The 25,353-nt window shown below is 67.2% G+C and carries 17 protein-coding genes; 7 read left to right on the top strand and 10 right to left on the bottom strand.

Annotation, left to right across the window (positions count from 1 at the left end):
- Window positions 1-56: 56 nt before the first annotated feature.
- Window positions 57-875: a type I methionyl aminopeptidase gene (gene map / locus AC07XS_RS08975; RefSeq protein WP_182714199.1), complete on the bottom strand. Its 819-nt coding sequence runs from the start codon at window positions 873-875 to the stop codon at window positions 57-59.
- Between the two features lie 320 nt (window positions 876-1,195).
- On the opposite strand from map, the gene AC07XS_RS08970 reads away from it, so the two are divergent.
- Window positions 1,196-2,557, top strand: coding sequence for an OmpP1/FadL family transporter (locus tag AC07XS_RS08970; protein WP_054763878.1), 1,362 nt, complete (start codon window positions 1,196-1,198; stop codon window positions 2,555-2,557).
- A 102-nt stretch (window positions 2,558-2,659) separates the two neighbouring features.
- Here AC07XS_RS08970 and AC07XS_RS08965 read toward each other — a convergent pair whose 3' ends face one another.
- Window positions 2,660-4,144, bottom strand: a complete 1,485-nt coding sequence (locus tag AC07XS_RS08965) for a DEAD/DEAH box helicase (RefSeq protein WP_182714216.1) — start codon at window positions 4,142-4,144, stop codon at window positions 2,660-2,662.
- Between the two features lie 278 nt (window positions 4,145-4,422).
- Window positions 4,423-5,709: a DUF5690 family protein gene (locus AC07XS_RS08960; protein ID WP_494732663.1), complete on the bottom strand. Its 1,287-nt coding sequence runs from the start codon at window positions 5,707-5,709 to the stop codon at window positions 4,423-4,425.
- Window positions 5,710-5,780: 71 nt separating this feature from the next.
- On the opposite strand from AC07XS_RS08960, the gene AC07XS_RS08955 reads away from it, so the two are divergent.
- Window positions 5,781-6,908, top strand: a complete 1,128-nt coding sequence (locus tag AC07XS_RS08955) for a TIGR03364 family FAD-dependent oxidoreductase (protein ID WP_152948859.1) — start codon at window positions 5,781-5,783, stop codon at window positions 6,906-6,908.
- 2 nt (window positions 6,909-6,910) lie between these two features.
- The gene (gene phnX / locus AC07XS_RS08950) at window positions 6,911-7,711 is read left to right on the top strand and encodes a phosphonoacetaldehyde hydrolase (protein WP_182714197.1); all 801 of its coding nucleotides are present in this window, start codon (window positions 6,911-6,913) and stop codon (window positions 7,709-7,711) included.
- Between the two features lie 12 nt (window positions 7,712-7,723).
- Here the strand turns inward: phnX and AC07XS_RS08945 are convergent, their stop codons facing one another.
- Window positions 7,724-8,443, bottom strand: coding sequence for a UTRA domain-containing protein (locus tag AC07XS_RS08945; protein ID WP_182714196.1), 720 nt, complete (start codon window positions 8,441-8,443; stop codon window positions 7,724-7,726).
- A 183-nt stretch (window positions 8,444-8,626) separates the two neighbouring features.
- On the opposite strand from AC07XS_RS08945, the gene AC07XS_RS08940 reads away from it, so the two are divergent.
- The 3 genes from AC07XS_RS08940 to AC07XS_RS08930 all read left to right on the top strand — a co-directional run bounded on the left by AC07XS_RS08940 (window position 8,627) and on the right by AC07XS_RS08930 (window position 14,498).
- Complete coding sequence (locus AC07XS_RS08940; RefSeq protein ID WP_182714195.1) at window positions 8,627-10,765, top strand: phosphocholine-specific phospholipase C; 2,139 nt, start codon at window positions 8,627-8,629, stop codon at window positions 10,763-10,765.
- A gap of 38 nt (window positions 10,766-10,803) precedes the next feature.
- Window positions 10,804-11,379, top strand: coding sequence for an HD domain-containing protein (locus tag AC07XS_RS08935; RefSeq protein ID WP_182714194.1), 576 nt, complete (start codon window positions 10,804-10,806; stop codon window positions 11,377-11,379).
- 251 nt (window positions 11,380-11,630) lie between these two features.
- Window positions 11,631-14,498 (top strand): TonB-dependent receptor, encoded by a 2,868-nt coding sequence (locus AC07XS_RS08930; protein WP_321208040.1) that lies wholly within the window; start codon window positions 11,631-11,633, stop codon window positions 14,496-14,498.
- A gap of 144 nt (window positions 14,499-14,642) precedes the next feature.
- Here the strand turns inward: AC07XS_RS08930 and gyrB are convergent, their stop codons facing one another.
- From gyrB to rpsT, 6 genes are all read right to left on the bottom strand, one after another.
- A complete protein-coding gene (gene gyrB, locus AC07XS_RS08925; RefSeq protein WP_182714192.1) occupies window positions 14,643-17,078 on the bottom strand; it encodes a DNA topoisomerase (ATP-hydrolyzing) subunit B in 2,436 nt (811 codons plus the stop codon).
- 542 nt (window positions 17,079-17,620) lie between these two features.
- Window positions 17,621-17,914 carry a ribbon-helix-helix domain-containing protein gene (locus AC07XS_RS08920; RefSeq protein WP_182714191.1) on the bottom strand — a complete coding sequence of 98 codons (294 nt, stop codon included), beginning with the start codon at window positions 17,912-17,914 and terminating at the stop codon, window positions 17,621-17,623.
- A 33-nt stretch (window positions 17,915-17,947) separates the two neighbouring features.
- Window positions 17,948-19,069 carry a DNA replication/repair protein RecF gene (recF, locus tag AC07XS_RS08915; protein WP_182714190.1) on the bottom strand — a complete coding sequence of 374 codons (1,122 nt, stop codon included), beginning with the start codon at window positions 19,067-19,069 and terminating at the stop codon, window positions 17,948-17,950.
- 85 nt (window positions 19,070-19,154) lie between these two features.
- On the bottom strand, window positions 19,155-20,273 hold the full coding sequence (gene dnaN, locus AC07XS_RS08910; RefSeq protein ID WP_182714189.1) for a DNA polymerase III subunit beta: 1,119 nt from the start codon (window positions 20,271-20,273) through the stop codon (window positions 19,155-19,157).
- A gap of 196 nt (window positions 20,274-20,469) precedes the next feature.
- The gene (gene dnaA / locus AC07XS_RS08905) at window positions 20,470-21,930 is read right to left on the bottom strand and encodes a chromosomal replication initiator protein DnaA (protein WP_494732662.1); all 1,461 of its coding nucleotides are present in this window, start codon (window positions 21,928-21,930) and stop codon (window positions 20,470-20,472) included.
- 456 nt (window positions 21,931-22,386) lie between these two features.
- Window positions 22,387-22,656, bottom strand: coding sequence for a 30S ribosomal protein S20 (gene rpsT, locus AC07XS_RS08900; RefSeq protein WP_054766717.1), 270 nt, complete (start codon window positions 22,654-22,656; stop codon window positions 22,387-22,389).
- A 196-nt stretch (window positions 22,657-22,852) separates the two neighbouring features.
- Between rpsT and AC07XS_RS08895 the strand changes: the two genes are divergently transcribed.
- Window positions 22,853-25,351, top strand: a complete 2,499-nt coding sequence (locus tag AC07XS_RS08895) for an ATP-binding protein (RefSeq protein ID WP_182714188.1) — start codon at window positions 22,853-22,855, stop codon at window positions 25,349-25,351.
- Window positions 25,352-25,353: the final 2 nt, after the last annotated feature.

Raw genomic sequence — 25,353 nt, 5'->3', positions numbered from 1 at the left:
CGTCACGACATCGAAGAGGATAGAGCCTGTGCGCAGGCGGCGAGGCTCGCGCCCCCTCAGTTCGGGCGGAACAGTCCTGCCGGAGAGGCCGTGAAGATCTCCAGTCCGTCTTCCGTCACCCCGATGGTGTGTTCGCACTGGGCCGACAGGGACTTGTCGCGGGTCACGGCGGTCCAGCCGTCGGACAGGACCTTCACATGGGGTTTGCCCAGGTTCACCATCGGCTCGACGGTGAAGAACATGCCGGCCTTAAGCACGGCGCCCTCGCCCTTCCTGCCATAGTGCAGGACGTTGGGGCTGTCGTGGAAGACGCGGCCGATGCCGTGGCCGCAGAAGTCACGCACCACGCTCATCCGCTGGGCCTCGACGAACTTCTGAATGGCGAAACCGATGTCGCCGAACGTATTGCCCGGCTTGACCTGCTCCAGGCCCAACTCCAGCGACTGATAGGTGACGTCGATCAGCTTCCTGGCTCGCGCATTGATCTCGCCCACCGCATACATGCGGCTGGAGTCGCCGTGCCAGCCGTCGACGATGACGGTGTGGTCGATGTTGACGATGTCGCCCTCTTTCAGAACCTTGTCGCCGGGGATGCCGTGGCAGACGACGTGGTTGATCGAGGTGCAGACGGTCTTCTCATAGCCCTTGTAGCCCAGGCAGGCGGGCAGGCCCCCGTGGTCCAGGGTGAATTCGCGGATCAGGTCGTCGATCGCGCCCGTCGTGACGCCCGGCTTCACATGGGCCGTGATCATGTCCAACGCCTCGGCCACCAGACGCCCGGCCTTGCGCATGCCTTCGAAATCCTCCGCCTGATGGATGCGGATGGCGCTGGAGCGGACCAGGGCGTCGGTTTCCAGTTCGGGCGTTTCGTACATGGGGCTCTATTCGGCGACGGAAGCGGCTTCAGATGGCGATCCTATCACGGATAGGCAAGGCGAATGTGGGGCGGTCAAGGATTCCTTCCGTTGCGGAAAGAATGACTGTGTATTGCGCGACACTGTCATTCATCCGAATGAACCTGCCCCGGCGTAACCTCTCGCCGGTGTGATCATGTGGGCTTTTTAAGACACAGTTTCGCCCGTTTCCGGGCGGAGACCCGCCACGCATGCAACGTTTTCCTGACGAAAGCGCTGCCGTGCGATCGACCTCCCCGAATACCCACCGCCGCGTAAATGGCGGGGGCTGAACTATAGGAATGGCTTTTATGACTCCCAGGAATTTCGCCCGCGTGGGCGGCATTGCGCTGACGACCGCCCTGCTGGCCGGCGTCGCCGCTCCGGCCATGGCCGGCTCCTTCTACGTCCAGGAACAATCGACCCGCGCCCAGGGCCGCGCCAACGCCGGCGTCGGCGCCGACAAGGGCGTCCAGTCGCTGTGGTGGAACCCGGCCGCCATCGCCGGAACCCAGCGTGAACTCTATGTCGGCATGCACGGCCTGGTCCTGGATTCCGACGTCGACAACACCGGCTCGACCCTGACCTACAATGTGCCGGTCGCCGGCGTCGGCGTCGTCAGCCGCACCTATCCGGTCAACGGCGACCCGCACGTCCACGAGGTGGTCGAAAGCGGCATCGTGCCGAACTTCGCCGTCTCCATGCCGATCGGCGACCGCTTCAACGTCGGCCTGGCCGTCCAGGCGCCGTACAACTTCACCACCAAGTACGAGCCGACGGACTTCGCCCGTTACGACGCCCTGACGTCGGAACTGCGCTCGGCCAACGTCAGCCTGGTCGCCGCCATGACGGTCACCGACTGGCTGGACATCGGCGCCGGCTTCGACGCTCAGTTCGCCAAGGCCACCCTGTCCTCGGCCTTGCCGAACGCGCCGATCCCGGCCGTCCTGTCGCCCGCCTATGTCGTCTCGCCGTCGACCGACGGCCGCAACCAGCTGGAAGGCGACGGCTGGAACTACGGCTGGAACGCCGGCGCCCAGATGCATTTCGGCAAGCTGGACCTGGGTCTGTCGTATCGCTCCAAGATCGAGCACGAGCTGGACGGCACGGTGAACATCTCGGGCCTGACCGGCGTCCTGGCTCCCGCCAACGTCTCGGCTGACGGCGTCGCCAGTTTCACCACCCCCTGGTTCGCCACCGTCTCGGCCCGCTACGCCGTCAATGACCGCCTGACCCTGAACGCCCAGGTCAATCAGATCGGCTGGAGCGAGTTCGACGCCATCCGCGTCGCTTACGGCGCCACGGGATCCTCGACCATCGTTCAGGACTATGACGACGTCACCACCGGCGCGATCGGCTTCGACTACAAGATCGATCCGACCATGACGGTCCGCGCCGGCCTGGGCTATGACCCGACCCCGACGCCGGACGATCACCGCACCGCCCGCATCCCCGACGGCGACCGCTGGCTGTACGCCGCCGGCCTGTCCAAGACGGTCGGTTCGATGACCTTCGACGGCGCCGTGACCTATATCGACATCGACACGGCCACGATCAACGACACGCGCGACCTGTACAACAACGGCCTGGTCATCTCGAACCTGCGGGGCGAGGCCAAGGGTTCGGGCGTCGGCTTCTCGCTGGGCGCGACCTGGAACTTCTAAGTCGGTTCAGCCCCGGCTGACATGACAACGGCGGCGCCTGCAAAGGCGCCGCCGTTTTTCTTTCCAGACCCTCTCCCGCAGGCGGGGGGAAGGCGGTGAGGATCACCCCTTGGCGGCGTAGCCCTTGCCGCCGTTGGAGGGGCGGCGACGGGGGCGGCGCTTCATCTCGCCGACCGGACGGGGCTCGTGCTGGCGCGCATCGGACGGACGCGGTTCGCGCGGGGTCGTCTTTTCACCGGCCAGGGGGTTGTAGGTCTTTTCCGGACGGGGAGCGGCCGCCTCGCCGCCGGGGCGGTTGCGGCGCTGGCGGTGGGGCTGGCCGCCGCCTTCCGGACGGACGCCGTCGCGGTGCGGAACCCGACGTCCCCGCCCGCCGCGACCGCCTTCGTTGCGCTCGCCGCCTTCACGTTCCGGCAGGGTCGCCTTCTTGGCCACGCCGGCGGCCATGATGGAGGCGTCCAGCGCCGCCAGTTGCTTGTCGTTGCGGCGGTCCGCGACCGGGATCTTCTGGCGCGTGACCTTTTCGATGTCGCGCAGCAGTTTCATCTCGTCGCCGGCGACGAAGCTGACGGCCGTGCCGTCCTTGCCCGCCCGCGCCGTGCGGCCGATGCGGTGGACATAGGATTCCGGCACGTGCGGCAGTTCGAAGTTCACCACGTGCGAGACGCCGTCGACGTCAATGCCGCGCGCAGCGATGTCGGTGGCGACCAGGACGCGCAGCTTGCCCTTCTTGAAGGCTTCCAGGGTGCGTTCACGCTGCGGCTGGGACTTGTTGCCGTGGATGGCGCCGGCCTCGACCCCGCCGGCTTCCAGATAGGCCGCGACCTTGTCGGCGCCGTGCTTTGTCTTGGTGAAGACCAGGCAGCGCTTGTACTCGGGATCGCTGAACATCTCGGTCAGCAGGGCGCGCTTCTTGCCCTGTTCGATATAGACGACCGACTGGGCGATGCGCTGGACCGTGGTCGATTGCGGCGTGACCTGGACCTTGACCGGATCCTTCAGCAGTTCGCCCGCCAGCTTGCCGATCTCGGTCGGCATGGTGGCCGAGAAGAACAGGTTCTGACGGCGCGCCGGCATACGGCTGACGATCTGGCGGATCGGCTTGATGAAGCCCAGGTCCAGCATCTGGTCGGCCTCGTCCAGAACGAAGATCTCAGTCGAGGACAGGTCCAGGGTCTTTTGCTGGATATGGTCCAGCAGACGACCCGGCGCGGCGACCAGAATGTCCAGCCCCTGTTGCAGGGCGCGTTCCTGGGCGCCGTATTTCACGCCGCCGAAGATGACCGCGACCCGGAAGCCCAGATGGGCGCCGTAGGCCTTGAAGCTGTCGCCGATCTGGGTCGCCAGTTCGCGCGTGGGGCTCAGGATCAGGGCGCGCGTGGTACGCGGCACGGGCGGGGTGCGGTTCTCGGCCAGGCGATGCAGGATCGGCAGGGCGAAGGCCGCCGTCTTGCCGGTGCCCGTCTGGGCGATGCCCAAGAGGTCCTTGCCGGCCATGACGTCGGGGATGGCCTTTTCCTGGATCGGAGTGGGCTTGACGTAGCCGGTCGAGGCCAGGGCCTGGAGGAGGGCCTTATTGAGGCCCATGGATTCGAAGGTGATGCTCACGGCAGTTTCTTTCGCGTGCGGCGACGCGCATCGGCCATGGCATGACGCCGTCGGGCCGCGCACCGCCAGTCCCGACGGAGCCTCAAAGACGAGGCCTGCGGGGTGGATCGGGCGCCGCCCCGCGTGTCCGGGCAGCGAATGACTATGAGGAGCCGGCGGCTGCTACAGTCAGGTCCGAAAGGGGACCCACACGCGCTGGAGACGCCGGAGATCGCGATTGTGCGATGCAGCGCAAATGGGCGCTTCGGCCGCGAAAGTCAAGTTGAAGCGGCGCCGTCCCGCCGTCCGCGCAGAAACAGCAGGGCCGAGCCCCCCACCAGCACCAGGCCCGCAAGGCTGGTCGCATAGGCGGCGCCGGTGAAGAAGGGCAGCCAGGGCAGGTCCACGACGGCGAAGTTCTTGAACAGCAGCAGGGCCACACTGCCCAGATAGCCGGTGGCGTCGGCCAAGTAGATCAGGAAGCCGGCGGTGGCGACTGTGCCGGAATAGGCGATCATCCGGTCGAACAGCATGGCGTTGAAGGGGGTGTAGGCCAGATAAAGCCCCGCGCCGCCCGCTATCATCCAGGCGATCGGCGACATCAAACCATGCTGGAAGGCCAGGGTGGACAGGCCCAATAGTGCGAAACCGGCCAGTATGACCCCATGCATGAGCAGGAGGGCGCGGACGTTGTTCTTGACCGCGATCAGAACGCCCATGGCGACCAGAGACAGGACCGCGACCGGGCCTTCGCTGGCGGTGAAGACCGAGGCGGCGTCGCCATAGCCCAGGGCCCGCCAGATCTCGGCGGCGAAGTTGTCGCGCAGGTCTCGGAAGGCCGTCAGCAGCACATAGGCGGCGATCAGCAGGACCAGCACCGGCCAGTGGCGCGCCAGAAAGGCGGCCCGCTCCCCCGCCATCATCGGGCGGCGGGCGACCCGCTCGGCCTCATCGGCGGGACTGGGCGGGGGCAGGGCGGCCAGGGCCAAAACCGAAACGGCCAGCAGGGGCATGAAGACCACCCCGACGGCCGCCGGCATCCAGAAGGGGCTGACGTGCTGATGCTCCATCAGGGCCTTGCCGACCGATTTCACAACGCCGGAAGACAGGATGAAGCTGGCGCACAATATGGCGCCCAGCACCTCGCTGGTGCGCCGCCCCTCCATGAAGCCGAACACCAGGCCCCAGATCAGGCCCAAGGGCAGGCCGTTCAGGAACAGGGCGGCGACGTTCCACGGCGCCGGCGTCACCGCGAACAGCACCAGGGCGATCCAGGACGCCCCGATCAGCAGCACGATGGCCAGGGCGCGGCGTTCGGCCCGCATTTCGGCGATCACCTTGACCCCGATCAGCTTGGACAGGGCGTAGCCGGCGACCTGGGCGATCACCAGGGCGATCTTATAGTCCAGGGCGAAGTCCCATCCGGGCACGACGTCGAAGGTCGCCGCCGTAAAGGGTTTGCGGAAGGCGTACATGGAAAAATAGGCGCAGAAACCCGCCAGACCCGCGAACAGGACGAAGACGACAGGATTCGCCTGGGCCAGCCACGACCGCATCCGTTTCATCATTTGACATCATCCCGTTGCACTCGCGTGGTCTAGACCACTGCTGCGACGCTTGGATGACGAGGACGAGGATGACGGAGAGACGCTACGACGTCGCTGTGGTGGGCGCGGGGATCGTCGGCCTGGCCTGCGCCCTGGCGGCCGCGCGGCGGGGTCTGTCGGTCGTGGTGATCGACCGCGACGCCCAGGCCAACGGCGCCTCGATCCGCAATTTCGGCTTCGTCACCGTCACGGGCCAGCCGCGGGGGAAGGTCTGGAGCCGCGCCCACCGCAGCCGCGCCATCTGGGATGAGGCGGCGCGCGAGGCGGACGTGCCGGTCCTGCAACGCGGGCTGTGGCTGCCCGTGCGCCGGCCCGAGGCTGCGGCCGTGCTGGAGGCCTTCACGGCCACCGAAATGGGCGAAGGGTGTCGATTGATGTCGGGGGAGGAGGCGCGGGCGCGCGCGCCGCAGATCATCGGCCCCCAGACTGTCGCCGCCCTGTGGAGCCCCCACGAGCTGCGCGTGGATTCCCGCATCGCCATCCCGCGTCTGGCCGCCTGGCTGGCGGATCGCTTCGGCGTCGCGTTTCGGCGACAGACCGCCGTCCAGACCGTCGAGCCGCCGCGCCTCGTCACCAGTCGGGGCGTGGTGGAGGCCGAGCGGATGGTGGTCTGTCCCGGCGACGACCTGGTCAGCCTGTTCCCCGATCAAATGGCCCAGGCGGGCGTGACCCGGTGCAAGCTTCAGATGATGCGGCTGGCCTCGCCCGGCTTTGATCTGCCCGCTCCGGTCATGTCGGACCTGGGCCTGGTGCGCTACGGCGGTTACGCCGCCCTGCCGGAGGCGGCCGCCCTGCGCGCGCGGCTGGAGGCGGAGCAGGGCCAGGCCCTGACGAACGGGGTCCATCTGATCGCGGTCCAGGACGCCGACGGCGCCCTGGTCATGGGCGACAGCCACCATGACGCGGCCACGCCGGACCCCTTCGCCAGCGAGGCGGTCGATCAGCTGATCCTGGACGAATGGCGCGCCGCCACCGGCCAGCCCGCCCCGCCGGTGCTCCAGCGCTGGACCGGAACCTACGCCCGAGGCCCCCAGGCCGATCTGATCGCGGCGCCGCACCCGGCCGTGCGCCTGGCCCTCATCACCGCCGGCAACGGCGCCTCCACCGGCTTCGCCTTCGGCGAAGAGGTGATTGCAGACCTGTTTCAGGAGACGTGACCATGACCCCCATCCGCGACAGTTTCGACATGGTCGTTTTCGACTGGGCCGGCACCATGGTCGATTTCGGCAGCCGGGCCCCTGTTCTGGCCCTGATGGAGGCCTTCGCCGCCTTGGACACGCCCGTGACGGAGGACGAGGCGCGCCGCGACATGGGCCGGGCCAAGGCCGATCACGTGCGGGCCCTGTTCGAACAGCCCCGCGTCAATGAGGCCTGGCGGGCGGCGCACGGCGCGGCGCCCGATACGGCGGCGATCGAACGGGTCATGGGCGAACTCCAGCAGCCGATGATCCGCCTGGCCCAGGAAACGGCGGACCTGATCCCCGGCGCCGCCGAGGTCGTGGCCCGGCTGCGGGGCGAGGGTCTGAAGATCGCCTCCTGCACCGGCTATACGCGCGAGATGATGCAGGCGGTCCTGCCCCGCGCGGCCGACCAGGGTTACGCCCCCGACCTGGTGGTCTGCGCCCATGAGACGCCTCAGGGACGGCCGTCGCCCCTGATGATCTACAAGGCCTGCGCCGATCTGGGCGTCTGGCCCCTGTCGCGCGTGGTCAAGGTGGATGACGCCGAGGTGGGGATCGCCGAGGGGCGCAACGCCGGCTGTTTCACCATCGGGGTCGCCGCGTCCGGCAATCTGACGGGGCTGACGGCCCAGGCCCTGGCCGAGCTGGATGCGGACGAACGGTCGGCCCGGCTGGCCGCAGCCGCCGATCGTCTGCTGAAGGCGGGCGCCGACCGGGTCATCGACACGGTGGCGGATCTGATCCCGGCCCTGGAGGCCGAGGCGGCGCGGAGGGCCTGATCGCCCGAGGGCTTAACGCACCCGGATGTCGACGCTGATCTTCAGGGCGTCGTGGCGCCAGTATTCGCGGTCGAATTCGACCACCCGGCCCTGGGCGTCATAACTGGTTCGGACCACGTTCAGGCCGGGCAGGCCCGACTTGACCTGTAACGCCTCGGCCTCGCCGCGCGTCAGGGCGCAGGGCTGCATGTCCACCTGGTTGCGGGCCACGGCGATGTTGTAGGCGGACTTCAGCACGCTGGTCAGGGAGCCGTCCAGCGGATGGCTGAGCAGGTCCGGGGCCATGGCGGCGTCCACGACGATGGTCTCTACCAGAACCGCACGGCCGTCGACCGAACGCCGGCGGCGGATGCGGTACATGGGGGCCCCCACCGGTCGGCCGAAGATCGGCGCCAGGACCGGGGTGCAGGCGATCTCGGTCTTGCTCAGGGTTTCGGTGGTCGGCCGGCGTCCCTGGGCCTCCACATAGGACATGAAACCCTCCCAGCGCGTCGGATCATAGACGACGGGCGGGGGCGAGACGTACCAGCCGCTGCGGTCCTTTCGATAGATGACCCCCTCGGCCTCGAGCTGGAACAGGGCTTCGCGGATCGTGCCGCGCGCCACGCCGCCGCCGACCTGCAACTGACGTTCGGAGGGCAGGCGTTCGCCGGGCTTCAACTCTCCGCCCGCGATCCGCGCAGCGATGGCGTCGCGCACCCCGAGGTAATGGAGACTGTCCGGCTGCGTCATGGAATCGCTCAAACGACGGTCGATTCCCGCCCGGTCGGAAGATGCGAATTCAAGCATTGCGGGTCAAGCGAGCCGGGTCCGTCTACGGAAGGTTCAGACATCCGCCGCGCAAGCTTCACGAAAATTTCGCCGAAGACGACACCCCTTCTGGTCTATACCAAAAGTGAAGAGGGGATTTGATCCATGTCAAATGATCGTCGGTCTTTCCTGCGGGGCGCTCTGGGCGGCGTGGCCGCAGGCGCGGCCCTGAACCTGCTGCCCGCCGCGGTGTGCAAGGCGATGGCCATTCCCGCCAACAACGCCACCGGCACCATCATGGACGTCGAACACGTGGTCATCTTCATGCAGGAGAACCGCGCCTTTGATCACTATTTCGGCGCGCTGAACGGGGTGCGCGGCTTCGGCGATCCGCGCCCCCAACGCCTGCCGGGCGGGGCCAGCGTCTGGCGTCAGCCCAGCGACCAGCATCCCGACGGCTTCGTCATTCCCTTCCATGGGGATTCCCGCACCACCAACGCCTATACGGTCGACGGGTCGGACCAGGGGCACAAGGCCGCCGTCACCATCGTCAACGGCGGCCGTTATGACCAGTGGGGCCATTCCGGCGAGCTTCACAAGCGGATGGCCTATTACAAGGCCTCGGACCTGCCCTTCTACTACGCCCTGGCCAGCGCCTTCACCGTCTGCGACGCCTATCACTGCTCGACCCTGACCCAGACCTATCCGAACCGGCTGCACCTCTGGACCGGCTGCAACGGCGGCGGAAAGGTCGGCGGCGACCCGGAGATGAGCAACTACGGCGAGGACGAGACGCCCAGCGCCGACATGGCCGAAGACATGGAGATGGCGCGCGGTCCGCATGACTGGACCACCTACGCCGAACGGCTCCAGGCGGCGGGCGTCAGCTGGAAGGTCTATCAGGAGTACGACAATTTCGGCGACAACATCCTGTCGGTCTTCAAGCCGTTCCGGCCCTGCCCCAAGGAGTCGCCCCTGTATCAGCGCGGCCGGTCCTGGGTGTCGGAGCATAAGACCGGCGCAGACCGCACCCGTTCGGACGGGGAGCAGCTGGTGGAGGCCTTCCGCGCCGACATCGCCGGCGGGCGCCTGCCCCAGGTGTCCTGGATCGTGACGGCGCGGGATCTGTCGGAACATCCCGACGCCGAGCCGTCCAAGGGCGAGCACGTCTGCGCCCAGCTGATCGAGGCCCTGGTCGATCACCCGGAGGTCTTCTCCAAGACCGTCTTCATCGTCAACTATGACGAGGCCGGCGGCTTCTACGATCATATCCAGCCGCCGATGCCGCCCCTGACGCCGGATCAGGGCCACAGCACCGTCTCCGTCGCCGGCGAGGCCAAGTTCTATGGGCCCGACGCCGATCCGGCCCATCGCGGCGCCCATCCGCTGGGCCTGGGCATTCGGGTGCCCGCAATCGTGGTCTCGCCCTGGAGCCGCGGCGGCTTCGTCTGTTCGGAGGTGTTCGACCACACCTCGACGCTGCAGTTCCTGGAAAAGCGTTTCGGCGTTCGGGAGGAGAACATCAGCGACTGGCGTCGGACCGTCTGCGGCGACCTGACGTCGGCCTTCGACTTCGCGCGTCCCAACCAGGACTGGGCCGCCCTGTCTCTGCCCGCCACGGCCGACTACATGCAGCGCGTGGCCCGCTCCAAGGCCGCGCCGACCCTGCGGATTCCCGAGCGCCAGGTTCCGGCCGTTCAGGACGGGCCGCAGCGGGGCGCCCGCCCTCTGCCCTATGATCTGGCCGCCCAGGCCCGCGTCGCCGACGGGGCCGTCTGGATCGACCTGGTCAACCGCGGCCGCACCGGCGCGGTCTTCCAGGTGTTCGACGCCACTGATCGCGCGGGCCCCTGGCGCTTCACCCTCGCCGCCGGAGAGACCTACGCGGCCGGACACTGGAACACCGGCCGGCCGGGCCCTTATGATCTGATGGTTCACGGCCCCAACGGCTTCTACCGCCGCTTCGCCGGCGACGCCGCCCAGCCCCAGCCGCAGGTGATGATCGCCACAGACGCCAGGGGCGTGCTGACCGTGGGCGTGACGGGCGTGGGCGAGGAGGCCGCCCTGGCGGTGCTGGACATGGACCCCGCCTATCCCCTGTCCGAAGGCGAGGCGCGGCGTCGGCTGACCGTCCGGCCCGGCGCAGCGTCGCAATCGACCTGGGACCTGCGCGGCAGCGACCACTGGTACGACCTGACGGTGAGCCTGGAGAATGATCCGACCTTCATCCAGAGGCTGGCCGGTCATGTGGAGACCGGCCGCCCCAGCCGCACCGATCCGGCCATCGGGCGGATGCGCCTGTGACCCCCGCTCTTTCGACCGCTGCTTACGACGGAAATTTGATGACCTCTCCCGTGGACGCCGACGCCTTCGTCTCTGAACTTTCGGACCTGTTCGCCCGGCTGGGCGGGCTGCATTACGGGGAGGACGTCACCCAGCTGGAGCATGCGGTGCAGACGGCGCACCATGCCCAGGCGGACGGGGCTCCGCCCGCCCTGGTGGCGGCGGCCTTGCTGCACGACGTCGGCCACATGATGCAGAAGGCCGGCGAGGACGCCGCCGACCGGGGCATCGACACCCGGCACGAACACATCAGCGCCGGCTATCTGGCCCGCGCCTTTGGACCTGAAGTGACCGAGCCGGTCCGACTGCATGTGGCGGCCAAACGGTGTCTGGCCGCCACGGCGCCGGGCTATGTCGATCGGCTGAGCGCCGCCTCGCTTCAGAGCCTGGCCTTGCAGGGCGGACCGATGAGCCCGGCCGAGGTGGAGGAATTCATGGCCTTGCCGGCGGCCGAGGCCGCCCTTCGGCTGCGCCGCTACGACGAACTGGGCAAGGCCCAGGGCGTCGAGGTCGCCGGCTTCGAGGCCTATCGCCAGCTTCTCTGCGACCTGATCAACCGCAGGGCGGAAGCCTAGTTTTCATTTCAACGAATGGGGGTTGTTGAATGAGTGAAGGTTCCAGTCGTCACCGCTCCGGATAGACGGAGCGAAAGACATCGGCCCGCCGGTTCCGGCGGCGCCGTCGCAATCCAATAGTTATCGGCCCGGGTCTGGGGCGAGCGGTTGATGCAGTCAGGGCGCGCCCGCGCGTCGCTGATCGCTGACGCCTGCCCTGAGCGGACCCGGACGGCCGATCCGACCACACATCAGGATCAATGGAGACAGTCATGTCGCATCATCTCATGGCCCAGGAACGGGCCGTTCATCGTCACGCCATCGCCCGGACCGGCCTGCGCGCGGTCCTCATGGCGGGTTCCGCCGTCCTGGTCGCGGGCGCCGCCCACGCCCAGACCGCTGCGCCGCAACCGAAGCCCGCCGAGGTGGAGGAGGTCGTCGTGACCGGCCAGCGCCTCAGCACCGCCAACGCCATCGAGGCCCAGCGCCGCTCGGGCGTGGTCTCCAGCGTGATTTCGTCCGACGACCTGGGCAAGCTGCCCGACGCCAATGTCGCCGACGCCCTGGCCCGCGCGCCCGGCATCAACGTCGTCGTGAACCAGGAGACGGGCGAAGGCGAATATGTCTCGGTGCGCGGCCTGGCCGGCACCTTCAACGCCTATTCGATCAACGGCGTCCGCGTCGCCCTGACCGATCCCGACAGCCGCAAGATGTCGATGACGGTCCTGCCGCCCAACGGCCTGAAGAGCATCACCGTCTCCAAGACCCTGACGCCGGACATGGACGGCGACGCCATCGGCGGCTCCGTCAACTTCCAGACCCCCACGGCCTTCGATTTCGCCCGCCCGGTGGCGCGCGCCTTCCTCAGCTATGGGATCAACGACCGCGCCCGCGAGCAGGATGAAAAGGACGGCGCCGGTCAGGTCCAGCTGGACTTCGCCAGCCGCCTGCCGTCCGACAGCCGTTTCGGCGCCTTCGTCTCCTTCAACTACGGCAAGAGCAACGGCCTGAACGAAGAGACCGAGAACGACGGCGAGTGGGAGCCCTATCGCTGGCGTCGGAACAGCACCGAAGAGATCGACGAGCGTTCGATGTACCTGCCGGGCATCGACCTGGACTACCGTCGCATCGAGCAAGAGCGGTTCGGCGGGAACTTCTCGATCGACTATCGTGGGGACACGAACGACTTCTATCTGCGCGGTCAGTACAGCCGTCTGGAACGGACCGGCACCAATGACTACACCGACTTCCGCAGCCGCAAGACCAAACGCCTGCAACAGGTCGATCTGGAAGACACCAGCCTGATCCAGCCGGACAATGCGGTCGTCGGCTTCGGCGCCAAGGGCCGCATCTACAGCTACACCACCGCCCAGATCAAAGACTTCGACGCTGACGGCGTGATCACGGACGCGGACCGTCAGAGCAGCTCGTCCTACTGGTCCCTGTTCGGCCGGTCCGGCGTCTGGAAGCCCGAGACCTTCCAGTTCGCCCGCACCTTCCAGACCCTGGACCAGACCTCGACCCTGGGCACCATCAATCTGGGCGGCCAGAGCCGTCTGAACCGCCTGACCCTGGACTATGACCTCAGCTACAGCGCCGGCGAAAAGGGCGGACCGGACAGCTTCTCCATCGGCTATAACTGCGACGCCTGCTCGGCGCCGTTCAACCAGACGGGCCTCTTGTGGTCGTCCTATGATCCGCGCTTCCCCATGCCGCAACTGCCGGCCTTCGCTCAGAACGCGCCGAACGATCCCAATCTGCTGCCCTATGACGGCGGCGGCCGCAGCCGCGACAAACAGACCGACGCGCGCACGGCGTTCAAGTTCGACGCCGTCTATGAGATGGAAGGCCTCGTCCGTCATCTGAAGGCGGGCGTGAAGATCCTGCGGTCCGAGCGGGAGTACGACTCGACCCCGATCTGGGGCGGTTCGTTCGACAATACGCCGCTGGCGGGCAAGAGTCTGGGTCAGTCGGGCCTGATCGACCGCGAGGTCCGCAACGTTCTGAATGGCCGCTACTACTACGGCGCCATCTTGAACCGCGACAAGGTGACGGCCGCCATCGAGGCCGCCCAGAAGGCCAATCCGGTCAACTATTCCTACGCCGATCTGAACTCGAGCGATAAGAGCGGCGAAGAGACCATCTACGCCGGTTACGGCCTGGCCAGCTTCCAGCTCAACGATCTGGACGTGGTCGCCGGGGTGCGGGTCGAACACACGGAAGTCACCAACACCAACTGGATCGAAGACGGCGCCCAGACCGGTTTCGGCGACACCGACAGCCACTACACCAACGTCCTGCCCAGCGTGACGGCGATCTATCGCCCGTCGGAAAACTTCGTCTATCGCGGCGCGATCTGGACCAGCTTCTCCCGGCCCGAGTTCAGCAATATCTCGCGCGGCGTCAGCGTCGGCCGGGCGAAGCCGAGGCCGGGCGAGACCCTGGGCGAGATCGTCTCCATCAGCCGGGGCAATCCCGACTTGAAACCGGCCGAGGCCCTGAACCTGGACGTTTCGGCTGAATATTACCCGGACCGTTCCAGCCTGGTGTCGATCGGCGTCTTCCACAAGAAGATCGACCACTTCATCTTCACCAACGGCAGCGCGGTCGATGCTCCCACCCAGGAAGGCGTGATCACCATCACTCAGCCCAAGAACGGTGAGACGGCCCGGATCACGGGCGTCGAGCTGAACCTGATCAAGTCGTTCGAGGGCATGGCCGCGCCCTTCGACGGCTTCGGGGTCGAGGCCAATCTGACCCGCCAGGTCAGCGAGGCCGAGACGGGTCTGGACTACCGCAGGGGGCGCAAGATCTCCTTCATCCAGGCGCCGGATCTGATCTACAACGCCTCTCTGACCTATCAGAAGTACGGCCTCGAAGCCCGGCTGTCCTATCAGTATCAGGGCGCCTATATCGAAGACCTGCGCGATAACGCCGTGGACAAATGGGTCCAGCCCAACAAGAGCCTGGACTTCCACTCGCGCTACACCTTCCGTCCCGGCCTGACGATGGACTTCGACGTCCAGAACATCCTGGACGGCCACCGCTACTATACGACCAAGGGCGAGAGCCCCTCCTATCAGAAGGACTATATGGAACCCGGCCGGAACTTCCTGGTCCGCCTGGCCTATTCCTACTGATCCAGAACCTGGGCGAAACCGGCTGGGGGACGTTCCCTCCAGCCGGACTTCGCTCAGCCCGTCAAACCCTGACGCCAAACTGAACCGCCCCCGATCGCAGGATCGGGGGCGGCTTTTTTCGATGAGGAGGTAGGGGACCGAGGGTCAGACGTCGACGGCGGCGTCCAGGGCGTTTTCCTGGATGAAGTCGCGGCGGGGTTCGACCACGTCGCCCATCAGCTTGGCGAACAGGTCGTTGGCGTCTTCCTCGTGCTCGACCGAGACCTGCAGCAGGGTGCGGGCGTTGGCGTCCAGAGTGGTTTCCCACAGCTGTTCCGGGTTCATCTCGCCCAGACCCTTGTAGCGCTGGATGGCCAGGCCCTTCTTGCCGGCGTCCAGCACTGCGTTCAGCAGGTCCAGCGGCCCGCGGATGGTGGTGGACTTGTCCTTGCGGCGGTAGGTGGCGGGGGCGGTGAAGACGCCGTCGAAGGCGGCGGCGCGCTCGGCCAGGCGGCGGGCGTCCAGCGACCGGATCAGGGTCTCTTCCAGGACGATGGTCTCCTGGACCGCGCGACGGGTGCGGGTGAAGATCACGGCGCCCTGCTCGCCCGGCGCGCCGGTCCAGTCGCCGTCGCCCTCTTCGGCGTAGAGGTTCAGGCGGACGGCGGCGGCCGCAGCCGCCTCGGCGGTGTCGGCGTTCTCGGTGAACAGACCGGCCAGGGCCGCCTGTTCGATGGCGAAGGCGGGGGCCCGCTGGCTGAGGCGGTCGACCCCGGCCTTGAAAGCCTTGGCCTCGCGCACCAGGGCCTGCAGGTCCAGCCCCAGGCGACGTTCGCCGGTGGACAGGTCCAGCTCGGCCTCGGACGAGCCTTCCTCGATCAGATAGGCGTCCATCTCGGCCTGATCCTTCAGATAGCGCGACTGCTTGCCCTTGGAGACCTTATAGAGGGGCGGCTGGGCGATATAGACATGGCCGCGCGTGATCAGCTCGGGCATCTGCCGATAGAAGAAGGTCAGCAGCAGGGTGCGGATGTGGGCGCCGTCGACGTCGGCGTCCGCCATCAGGATGATCTTGTGATAGCGCAGCTTGTCGGCGTTGAAGTCGTCGCGGCCGATGCCGGTGCCGAGCGCCAGGATCAGGGTGCCGATCAGGTCCGACGACAGCATCCGGTCGAACCGGGCGCGCTCGACGTTCAGGATCTTGCCGCGCAGGGGCAGGACGGCCTGGTTCTCGCGGTTGCGCGCCTGTTTGGCCGAGCCGCCGGCGCTGTCGCCCTCGACGATGAACAGTTCGGACTTGGCCGGGTCGCGCTCCTGGCAGTCGGCCAGCTTGCCGGGCAGGGAGCTGATTTCCAGCGCCGACTTGCGGCGGGTCAGGTCGCGGGCCTTGCGGGCGGCTTCGCGGGCGGAGGCGGCCTCGATGATCTTGGCGACGATCATCTTGGCCTCGACCGGATGTTCCTCGAACCAGGTGGACAAACCTTCCGAGCACAGGGCCTCAACGGCCGGCCGCACCTCGGAGGAGACCAGCTTGTCCTTGGTCTGGCTGGAGAATTTGGGGTCCGGCACCTTGACCGACAGGACACAGGTCAGGCCCTCGCGGGCGTCCTCGCCGGTCGGGGCGACCTTTTCCTTCTTCGCCAGGCCCGAGCTTTCGATATAGCCGCCCATGACGCGGGTCAGGCTGGCGCGGAAGGCCGACAGGTGGGTGCCCCCATCCCGCTGGGGGATGTTGTTGGTGAAGCACAGCATGGTCTCGTGGTAGCTGTCGTTCCACCACAGGGCGAGATCGAGCTCGATCCCCTCCTTCTTGCCGCGAATGACGATGACGTCCTTCAGCAGGGGCTGTTTCGACTTGTCCAGGTGGCGCACGAAGGCCTCGACCCCGCCCTCATAGTGCAGGGTGACGTCGATCGGCTCGGCGTGGCGCATGTCGGCCAGGCGAATGACCACGCCCGAGTTCAGGAAGGCTAGTTCCCTCAGGCGGTGCTCCAGCGTCTTGAAGTCGAAGTCGATGTGGCTGAAGGTCGTGATCGAGGGGAAGAAGGTCACCTCGGTGCCGCTCAGGGGCTGACCGGCCTTGTCGCCCGTGGTGCGGATCGGCGCCGTGCCGGTGACTTCCAGCGACTTGACCGTGTCGCCGCGCTCGAACCGCATCTGGTGCTGCTTGCCGTCGCGATAGATCTTCAGTTCCAGCCAGTCGGACAGGGCGTTGACCACTGACACGCCCACGCCGTGCAGGCCGCCGGAGACCTTGTAGGAGTTCTGGTCGAACTTACCCCCGGCGTGCAGCTGGGTCATGATGACCTCGGCCGCCGAGACGCCTTCCTCGGCGTGGATGTCGGTCGGAATGCCCCGGCCGTTGTCGGTGACCGTCACCGAGCCGTCGGCGTTCAGAATGACCTGGACCAGGTCGGCGTGGCCGGCCAGGGCCTCGTCGATGGCGTTGTCCACCACCTCATAGACCATGTGGTGCAGGCCCGAGCCGTCGTCCGTATCGCCGATATACATGCCGGGACGCTTGCGCACCGCGTCCAGGCCTTTGAGAACCTTGATGGAATCGGCGCCGTATTCGGGCTGTTCGGCAATCGGATCGGTCATGAAATCGGTCGTTGAGACGCCCGGACGGCGGGCTTCGAAGCAAGGTACGAACGACGCGAATCCCAGCGCCGTCCGAAGCTGGTAAGATATAGGAAATTCGGCAGGAATTGCGAGCGAAACGGACGGTTGGCGCAGGGTTTGTGCGTAGGTCCGCCGGCGATCGTAAAAGGGCTTGGCCCGCAGATCTGGGCTAGGGCCAATCGACATTGGGCCTGCCGCCGTCCTGCCGTCCTGCGCGCAGCCGCCAACCCAGGAGAGGCGCCTCGGGCGTTGAAGACTCTATTCGATTGAGTGTCGGTCTTCCTTCCCGCGTCAGCGGAAGGGAAAACGTCTGGCGGCGTAACGCCGATTGAGGGTGGGTTCATCACAACGGGCACGACGAGGTCACGGCGAACACGGCGGGTTCCGATGGCGTCGTGACCGCTGTGAATCCGCCGTGATCGCTGTGATGAACCCGGTCGCCGCATCAAGGCCCTCTGACGCGGGAAGAGCGGCCTGACCGCAGTGAGCTGAATGTCGATTGAACCTTCGGAAACGCCGTCTCAGCCAAGGCCGCCGCGAGGTCGCGCTGCGCGTGAAGGATGCGCCAGACCAAGACCTGCTCGGCGCGCGGCCTCGATACGGTCGATGCGTTTGCGGAAGTAGTCGGCGTCCACGATCTCTCCAGGCCCGGAGTCCCGGCCTTCGATCAGCATGTCGCGGACACGCTGCTTCTCCTGCTCCAGCTTCAACAGAGCCAGGACGTAGTCGCTGTCTGCGTCCAGACCCTGGTCTGCGACCTGGGCGTCGATGAAGGCCTTCAGCGAGTCCGGCAGGGAGAGGGTCAGGGTGGCCATGGGCTTCAGAATAACCGAACCCCAGGGCTTAAACTAGTCGCGCTCCAGCGCCCCGCCGGCGACGCGGACGAACTGGGCGCGGCCGTCCAGACCGGCGAACAGGCTGCGTTCGGTGCCGGTCATGAAGGCCTGCAGATCCAGGGCTGTGATCTCGTCGAACAGGGCGGCGCGGCGGGCTTCGTCCAGGTGGGCGGGGGCCTCGTCCAGCAGCAGGACGGGGCGGGCCGACTGGTGTGACAGGCGGCTGATCTGGGCCAGGATCAGATTCAGGACCAGGGCCTTCTGCTCGCCGGAAGAGCCCTCGGCGGCGGGGCGGTTCTTCTCGCGGTGAAGCGCGGTCAGGTCGGTGCGGTGCGGGCCGAACAGGGAGCGGCCGGCGGCGCCGTCGCGGGTGCGCGCCTTGGTAAGGCCGTCGCGGATCGCGGCGGCGATCTCGTCTTCCTCGGCGCCGGCTTCGGCCATCTGTTCGGCGGGGCCGTCCAGGCCCAGGTCGGCCTGGGGGAAGGGACGGTCGCGGCGGGCGTCGATGGCGGCCTGGAGCGCCTGCAGGGCGGCGACGCGGGCCAGGGCCGCGCGCGCGCCGGCCTCGCCCAGCCGGGCCTCCAGGGCGTCCAGCCAGACGGGGTCGGCCTCGCGTCCGTCCTGCGCGTCGTTCAGAAGTCGCAGCCGCTCGCGCAGGGCCTTTTCATAGGCGGAGACGGCGGCGGCGTGGTCAGGATCGGCGGCGAAGACCAGTCGGTCGAAGAACTTCAGCCGCTCGGCCCGGGCGTCGGAGAACAGCCGGTCCTGCTCGGGCGTGGCCCAGACCGGGCGCAGATAGTCGAGCAACCGCCCCGGCTGCGCCGTCTCGCCGTCGATCCGCACGATGCGTCGCGCCGCGCCCGCCGTCTGGACGCCGGTGCCCAGCCGCGTCTCGTCGTCCAGTTCGACCATGACGGCCCAGGCGCGGCCCACCGCCTCGCCGGGCTCACGCCGCCCCATCTCGGCGGCGGTCGCGCCCCGCAACCCCTTGCCGGGGGTCAGAAGGCTTATCGCCTCCAGCAGATTGGTCTTGCCCGCCCCGTTCGGGCCGTGAAGCACCACCGGGCCGGAGGCGAGCTCCAGCCGTGCGCTCGAATAGGAGCGGAAATCGGTGAGGGTGAGGGAGGAGATCAAGGAGGTGACGAGTGGCGCGTGGCGAGTGGCGAGAAAAGCAGGACGAGTCGTGCTCGCCACTCATCACTCACCACTCGCCACTCGATCACACCCGCAACGGCATCAGCACATACTGCACGCCCGGATCGCCCGGATCGAGCACCAGGGTCGGCGAGGCCGGGTCGGCGAAGCGGAAGGCGGCGTTTTCGCCGGTGATCTGGCCGGCGACGTCCAGCAGATAGCGGGCGTTGAAGCCGATCTCGAACGGCTCGTCGGAATAGCCGATCTCGACCTCTTCCTCGGCCTGACCGGCCTCCATGTTGCGGACGGTCAGCTTCACCCGGTCGTTGTCGAAGGCCAGTTTCACCGAACGGCTCTTCTCGGCCGAGATGGTGGCCACGCGGTCGACGGCCTTGGCGAACAGGGCGTTGTCGATGTCGGCCTGTTTGTCGTTGCCGCGCGGAATGACGCGCAGATAGTCCGGGAAGGCGCCGTCGATGACCTTGGAGGTCAGGCTGGCCTCGCCCATCTGGAAGCGGATCTTCTGGGCCGAGACGGTGATCTCGACCGGGCCGCCGGCGTCGTCCAGCAGGCGACGGACCTGATCCACCGTCTTGCGCGGCACGATGACGCCGGGGCCGCCGGCCGCGCCGTCGGGCGCCGGGGTCTCGGCCAGGGCCAGGCGGTGGCCGTCGGTCGCCACGGCGCGCAGCAGGGGCACGCCGGCCTCTGCGACCGTGTGCAGATAAAGGCCGTTCAGATAATAGCGGGTTTCCTCGGTCGAGACGGCGAACCGGGTCTTGTCGATCAGGCGCGCCAGGTCTTCCTTGGGCATGACATAGGACGCGCCGGCGCTGTCGGTCGACATGACCGGGAAATCGCCCGCCGGCAGGACCGGCAGGTTGAAGCGTGACCGACCGGCCGACACCACCAGACGGGGATCGTCGCCCGAATAGGTCAGAGAGACCTCGGCGCCTTCCGGCAGCTTGCGCACGATCTCGTACAGGGTGTGGGCGGGGGCGGTGATCTGGCCCTCGACGTTCACCGTCGCCTCGGCCTCGTCCACCATCTCCATGTCCAGATCGGTGGCGGCGAAGGCCAGACGGTCACGGCCCGCGCTGAGCAGGACGTTGGACAGGATCGGAATGGTGTTTCGACGTTCGACCACGCTCTGCACATGGCCCAGGGCCCTAAGGAGCGCGGATCGTTCGATGGTCAGTTGCATATCGTCTCGCCCGGATGCGGCGACTCAGGCTGGAGCGCCACGATAAAGGGCCTTGGACACTAGCGGATTGGGCGCAAGGAGCAAGGAAGCGGCGCGTGGTTAGTTGGCGAGTGACGAGGGATATTGGGGGCAAATCGGCGGGATGAGACGTTTTCTATTCGCTCGCCCTTCGCCGCCGACCGCTCGCCGCTCGAAATCAGCCCCGCAGCTTGCGGGTCAGGGCCTCGACGTCGCGGGCGATCTGGTCGTCCTGGGCCATCAGCTCCTCGATCTTGCGCACGCCGTGCAGGACGGTGGTGTGGTCGCGTCCGCCGAAGCGACGGCCGATGTCGGGGTAGGAGCGGGTGGTGTGCTGCTTGCACAGATACATGGCCATCTGACGGGGACGGGCCACCGAACGGGTGCGGCGCTCGCTGAGCAGGTCGGCCTGTTTCAGGTTGAAATGGTCGGCGACCGTCTTCTGGATCTCATCGACCGTGATGCGGCGCTCCGGTCCGCCGCGCAGGGCGGCGCCCAGCAGGGTCGAGGCCTCGTCCACCGAGAGGGACGAAAGACGCGATCCGGCCGCGGCGGCCAGGGTGTTCACGGCGCCTTCCAGTTCGCGCATCGAACCGGGGGTGCGATCCACCAGCTGGGCCAGCACCTCGGGCGCGGCCTCCCCCTGGACCACGCCCAGAGCCGACAGGGCCTTCAGGCGGTTTTGGGCCACGGCGATCTTCAGCGCCCGGTCGCCCGCCTCGACCGGGCAGGTCAGGCCGGCGGACAGATGGCTGCGCAGGCGCGGTTCGACTTCGGTCAGGGCCATGGGCGCGCGGTCGGCCGAGAAGACGATCCGTTTCCCGTCCTCGATCAGGGCGGTCAGGGTCGACAGCAGCTCCTCCTGGGTGCTCGCCTTGCCGCCCACGAACTGGACATCGTCCAGCAGCAGCATGTCGGCCGAGCGCAGGCTTTCCTTGAAGGCGGCGGTCGAACGGTCCTGCATCGCCTTGACGAAGGTCGACAGGAAGCGTTCGGCGGTCAGATAGACCACCTTGGCCTCGGGCCGCAGGCGTTGGGCCTCCCAGGCGATGGCGTTCAGCAGGTGGGTCTTGCCGTAGCCGTAGGGGCCGCAGAAGAAGACGGGGTTGAAGTGGCCGTCGGCCCAGCTGGCCACCTGTTTGGCGATGGCCAGGGCGAAGGCGTTGCCCTGACCCTCCACGAAGCTGTCGAAGGTCAGACGCTCCTGCAGGCCTGCGGCGCGCACGGCCCGGGCGCCGTCGGCGACGGGGGCGACGGTGGGCTGGGCCAGGGCCGCCAGACGGGGAGTGGCGTCCACCACATTGCCGCCGATCACCGCCGAGGCCGGGGGCGCCGAGCCCACTTCGGCGCGGCAGCGGACGTCCAGCCGGCGGTTCAGCCGGTCCAGGCCCAGCCACAGCTCGTTCATACGCCGCAGGGCGTTCTTGCGAACCCAGTCGCGGGCGTAGGCGGTGGGGGTGACCAGGATCAGCTGACCGGCGGAATCCATCCGCACGGCCGAGGGGGCGATATAGGACGAGAAGGGGCCGTCGCCGATTTCGGCCCTCAGGCGCAACGAGGCCTCGTTCCAGATGCGGTTCGGATCCGTCATGTTCGATCCGTCCACGCCGTTCGCCGCCGCCATCGCACCCCCAACCATCGCTCCGCCACCCAATCCAAAAAGCCAATCCGATCGTCTGCACTTCAGGGCGATGGTTCAGGGACGACTTCTCCAGCCCCGAAAAGCGATGCTTTTCGGGCGGGGCCGAACTCCTGGACAGACATCTCCCGCCAACGCGAAACTATCGTCCCGCGCCGTCTTCATCCGTGTTGGGATGGAAGTGCGTTAGAGCCCAAAACTTACGCGGCGCGCCGGTCGGGTCAACGCTGATTCGTTGGTTGATTCGCAGTTAAATTGTTTGACTCCGTCAAACGCTAATCCTGCTTGGGAAATTCGTCCGACCGACACGCCGGACTCCGTATTCGTGCGTAAAGAGAGTTAACCGGGGAACGCAAAACGGCGAAGGAGCATCTGCTCCTTCGCCGTTGAAAACGCGAACAAATGGCATAACGGAACGACGACAGCCCTTCCGTATGCTGGAAAACCCTTAACGGGTCAGGCGGCCGAAAGCTTCTTCAGCTGGGCGGCCAGACGCGACACCTTGCGCGACCCGGTGTTCTTGTGAACGACGCCCTTGGAGACGGCGCGCATCAGTTCGGACTGGGCCTCGATGAAGGCGGCCTTGGCCACCGCAGCGTCGCCGCCGGCCAGGGCTTCCTGGAACTTGCGCAGATAGGTGCGGACGCGCGAACGGCGCGCCTTGTTCACTTCGGTCCGCGCTTCGATCTTGCGGATCGCCTTGCGGGCGCCGGGGTTGTTGGCCATGTCAAACCTTCGAACGGAAAACGCCGCGGAGCACACGTCCACGGCGCGGAAATCTCAAGAGGGCGGGCCTATAGCCGAAAGGCCGTAAGCGGTCAACGCAGAGTCTGAATTTGCGGGCTTAAGGATAAACGCCCACTGGGGCGATAAAGCTTGTTCAACCAAATGCAGGCCATTTTCCGATCAAATCGGAAACCGCATGCCCAGATCAACGCCTATCGCCGTCCTCCTGCTCGTCGTCGCCGGTCTTTTGGGCGCGGGCGACGCCTTCGCCAAACAGGCGAGCGGGCGGTCCCCGCTGGAGTTGGCCCAGGCGGTCGAACGGCGCGCCGCCGCCGCCAGCTTTCAGGATCTGGAGCGTTTCGGTCAGGACGCCCTGAGCCGCAATGATCGTGAAGGCCTGCAACGGCTCTACCATGTCGTCTGGACCTTTATGAACCAGGGCGAGTTCAAGACGGCGCAGCTGTGGAACGACCGCCTGGCTGCGGCCGCGCGCCACCAGAGGGACGGGCGCTATATCCGCATCGCCGATCTGAACCGGCTGGCGCTTCGCTATGACATGGGCGACCGCGCCGCCGCCGCAGAGATGCGTGAACACGCCGCCATCGAGCCAGACTGGTTCGCCCGGACCCATGCGATCCGGCTGTGGGCCGTGGCGCTGATGGATCAGGATGAGATCGGCCAGGGGTTGAAGGCGCTGGCGGACGCCGACGCCCTGATCCCAGACGAGGCGCCCTATGCCCGGGCGGCGCGGGCCAGCCTGTGGGAAATGACCGGAATCGGCCTGATGCAGTTGAACGACATCGACGGGGCCACCGCCGCCTTCGGCCATTTTGAGATCGACCTCGCCAATCCCGACTATCCTCGTCCGGATTTCGACGCCATCTACAATCTGGCCTATCTGTCGGCGCAGTTGGGCGACATTGATCGGGCGAAAAGCCTTTACGAGATTCACCACCGTCTGACGGTTCGGTCCGGTCTGCCCAACTTGGCGGTCTACGACGCGGCCCTGTGCGCTCAGACGTTCGAAGCGGCGAATGATCCTGGCGGGGTGCTTCAGTGTCTGGCGCCGTTGGGTGAAAATCTCGGGCAGGCGTCCTTCCTCGCCTCGCAACTCTTGCCGTCGCGGGCCGTCGCGCGGGCCCAGACCGGCCAGATCGAGGCGGCGCGCCGTGACCTTGTCCAAATCCGTCGTCGCGCAGCTGAAGAATCACAGCGAGAGGCCGCGTCCGAGATCGACCATGTGGAGGCTGAAATCCTGTTCGCCGAAGGGCGGGCCTCGGAAGCCTTCGTCAAGCTTCGCCGCCACATGCAGGAAGATCGGGTCGCCGACGCCCGTCGTTTCAGCGACGGCATTCGTCAGGTCACGGGCGACATGCAGCAACAGCTGACCGAGCGCCGCGCCCAGCTGGAGACGGCGCGATCAAACACCCATTTGCAGGGCGTGTTGCTGGCCATCTCCGTCATCTTCGTCCTCTCCGCCCTCGCCGCCGTGCTGTGGATGGCCAGCCAGGCCAAGGATCTGAAGGTCGCGCGTCGTCGCGCCGAAGAGGCCAGTCGCGCCAAGTCCGAGTTCCTGGCCAATATGAGCCATGAGATCCGAACCCCCTTGAACGGCGTGGTGGCGATGGCCGACGCCCTGACCCGCGCCCGGCTGGCGCCGCGCGAGCGCGAGATGGTCGAGGTGATCCGAAGCTCGGGCGTGACGCTGGAGCGGCTGCTGTCCGACATCCTCGACTCGGCCAAGATCGAGGCCGGACAGATCGCCTTGGAGCGTTCGGTCTTCGACCTGGGCGAGGCGGTGCGCGGCGTTGCCGCCCTTTATCGACCCTCCGCAGACCAGAAGGGCGTCGCCCTGCGCCTTGAGGTCGGACCGGCGGCCGAAGGGCCGGTCGAGGGCGATCTGGTGCGTCTGCGTCAGGTCCTTTCGAACCTGATCTCAAACGCCTTGAAGTTCACGGAGACGGGTTCGGTCACGGTGACGGCGTCTGCGGTCGACGCCGAGCGGATGCGCTTCACCGTCAAGGACACCGGTTGCGGTTTCGACGAGGAGCAGAAAGCCCGTATCTTCGGCCGGTTTCAGCAGGCGGACGGCTCGATCACCCGCCGGTTTGGCGGCACCGGCCTGGGTCTGTCCATCTCGCGCGATCTGGTCGAGTTGATGGGCGGGGGGCTGGAGTGCCGCAGCCGTCCGGGCGAGGGGGCCGAGTTCTGGTTCGAACTGCCCCTGGCGCGCGTCAAGGCGTCGGCGTCAGCGCCTGCGGAGACGGCGAGGAGCGACGACTTCCCCTTCCCCGCGCGCGTTCTGCTGGCTGACGACCATCCGGCGAACCGCAAGGTCATCGAGATCATGCTGGCCGAGACGCCGGCCGAACTGGTCGTGGTCGAGGACGGGCGTCAGGCGCTGGAGGCCGTCCGGCGCGAGCCCTTCGACCTGGTGTTGATGGACATGCAGATGCCGGTGATGGACGGCCTGACCGCCACCGCCGCCATCCGCGCCCTGGAACGCCAGGACAACCGAAAACGCACCCCCATCATCATGCTGACGGCCAACGCCATGCCGGAACATGTGGAGGCGGGGCGGGCGGCGGGAGCCGACGGCCATCTGTCCAAGCCGATCACCTTCGCCGGCCTTATCGACGGTCTCTCGGCGGTCATGGGTTCGGCCGAACGGTCGCACGCGCCGGCCGCGGCCTGACG

This window comes from Brevundimonas sp. GW456-12-10-14-LB3 (genome assembly GCF_059424365.1).
The sequence above is the reverse complement of the archived record's forward strand: the minus strand, read 5'-3'. Positions and strand labels throughout refer to the sequence as shown.

Bases quoted from the DNA above. Each gene is read 5' to 3' on its own strand.
- map (WP_182714199.1), bottom strand. From the start codon at position 875: ATGTACGAAACGCCCGAACTGGAAACCGACGCCCTGGTCCGCTCCAGC.
- AC07XS_RS08970 (WP_054763878.1), top strand. From the start codon at position 1,196: ATGGCTTTTATGACTCCCAGGAATTTCGCCCGCGTGGGCGGCATTGCG.
- AC07XS_RS08965 (WP_182714216.1), bottom strand. From the start codon at position 4,144: ATGGGCCTCAATAAGGCCCTCCTCCAGGCCCTGGCCTCGACCGGCTAC.
- AC07XS_RS08960 (WP_494732663.1), bottom strand. From the start codon at position 5,709: ATGAAACGGATGCGGTCGTGGCTGGCCCAGGCGAATCCTGTCGTCTTC.
- AC07XS_RS08955 (WP_152948859.1), top strand. From the start codon at position 5,781: ATGACGGAGAGACGCTACGACGTCGCTGTGGTGGGCGCGGGGATCGTC.
- phnX (WP_182714197.1), top strand. From the start codon at position 6,911: ATGACCCCCATCCGCGACAGTTTCGACATGGTCGTTTTCGACTGGGCC.
- AC07XS_RS08945 (WP_182714196.1), bottom strand. From the start codon at position 8,443: ATGACGCAGCCGGACAGTCTCCATTACCTCGGGGTGCGCGACGCCATC.
- AC07XS_RS08940 (WP_182714195.1), top strand. From the start codon at position 8,627: ATGTCAAATGATCGTCGGTCTTTCCTGCGGGGCGCTCTGGGCGGCGTG.
- AC07XS_RS08935 (WP_182714194.1), top strand. From the start codon at position 10,804: ATGACCTCTCCCGTGGACGCCGACGCCTTCGTCTCTGAACTTTCGGAC.
- AC07XS_RS08930 (WP_321208040.1), top strand. From the start codon at position 11,631: ATGTCGCATCATCTCATGGCCCAGGAACGGGCCGTTCATCGTCACGCC.
- gyrB (WP_182714192.1), bottom strand. From the start codon at position 17,078: ATGACCGATCCGATTGCCGAACAGCCCGAATACGGCGCCGATTCCATC.
- AC07XS_RS08920 (WP_182714191.1), bottom strand. From the start codon at position 17,914: ATGGCCACCCTGACCCTCTCCCTGCCGGACTCGCTGAAGGCCTTCATC.
- dnaN (WP_182714189.1), bottom strand. From the start codon at position 20,273: ATGCAACTGACCATCGAACGATCCGCGCTCCTTAGGGCCCTGGGCCAT.
- dnaA (WP_494732662.1), bottom strand. From the start codon at position 21,930: ATGGTTGGGGGTGCGATGGCGGCGGCGAACGGCGTGGACGGATCGAAC.
- rpsT (WP_054766717.1), bottom strand. From the start codon at position 22,656: ATGGCCAACAACCCCGGCGCCCGCAAGGCGATCCGCAAGATCGAAGCG.
- AC07XS_RS08895 (WP_182714188.1), top strand. From the start codon at position 22,853: ATGCCCAGATCAACGCCTATCGCCGTCCTCCTGCTCGTCGTCGCCGGT.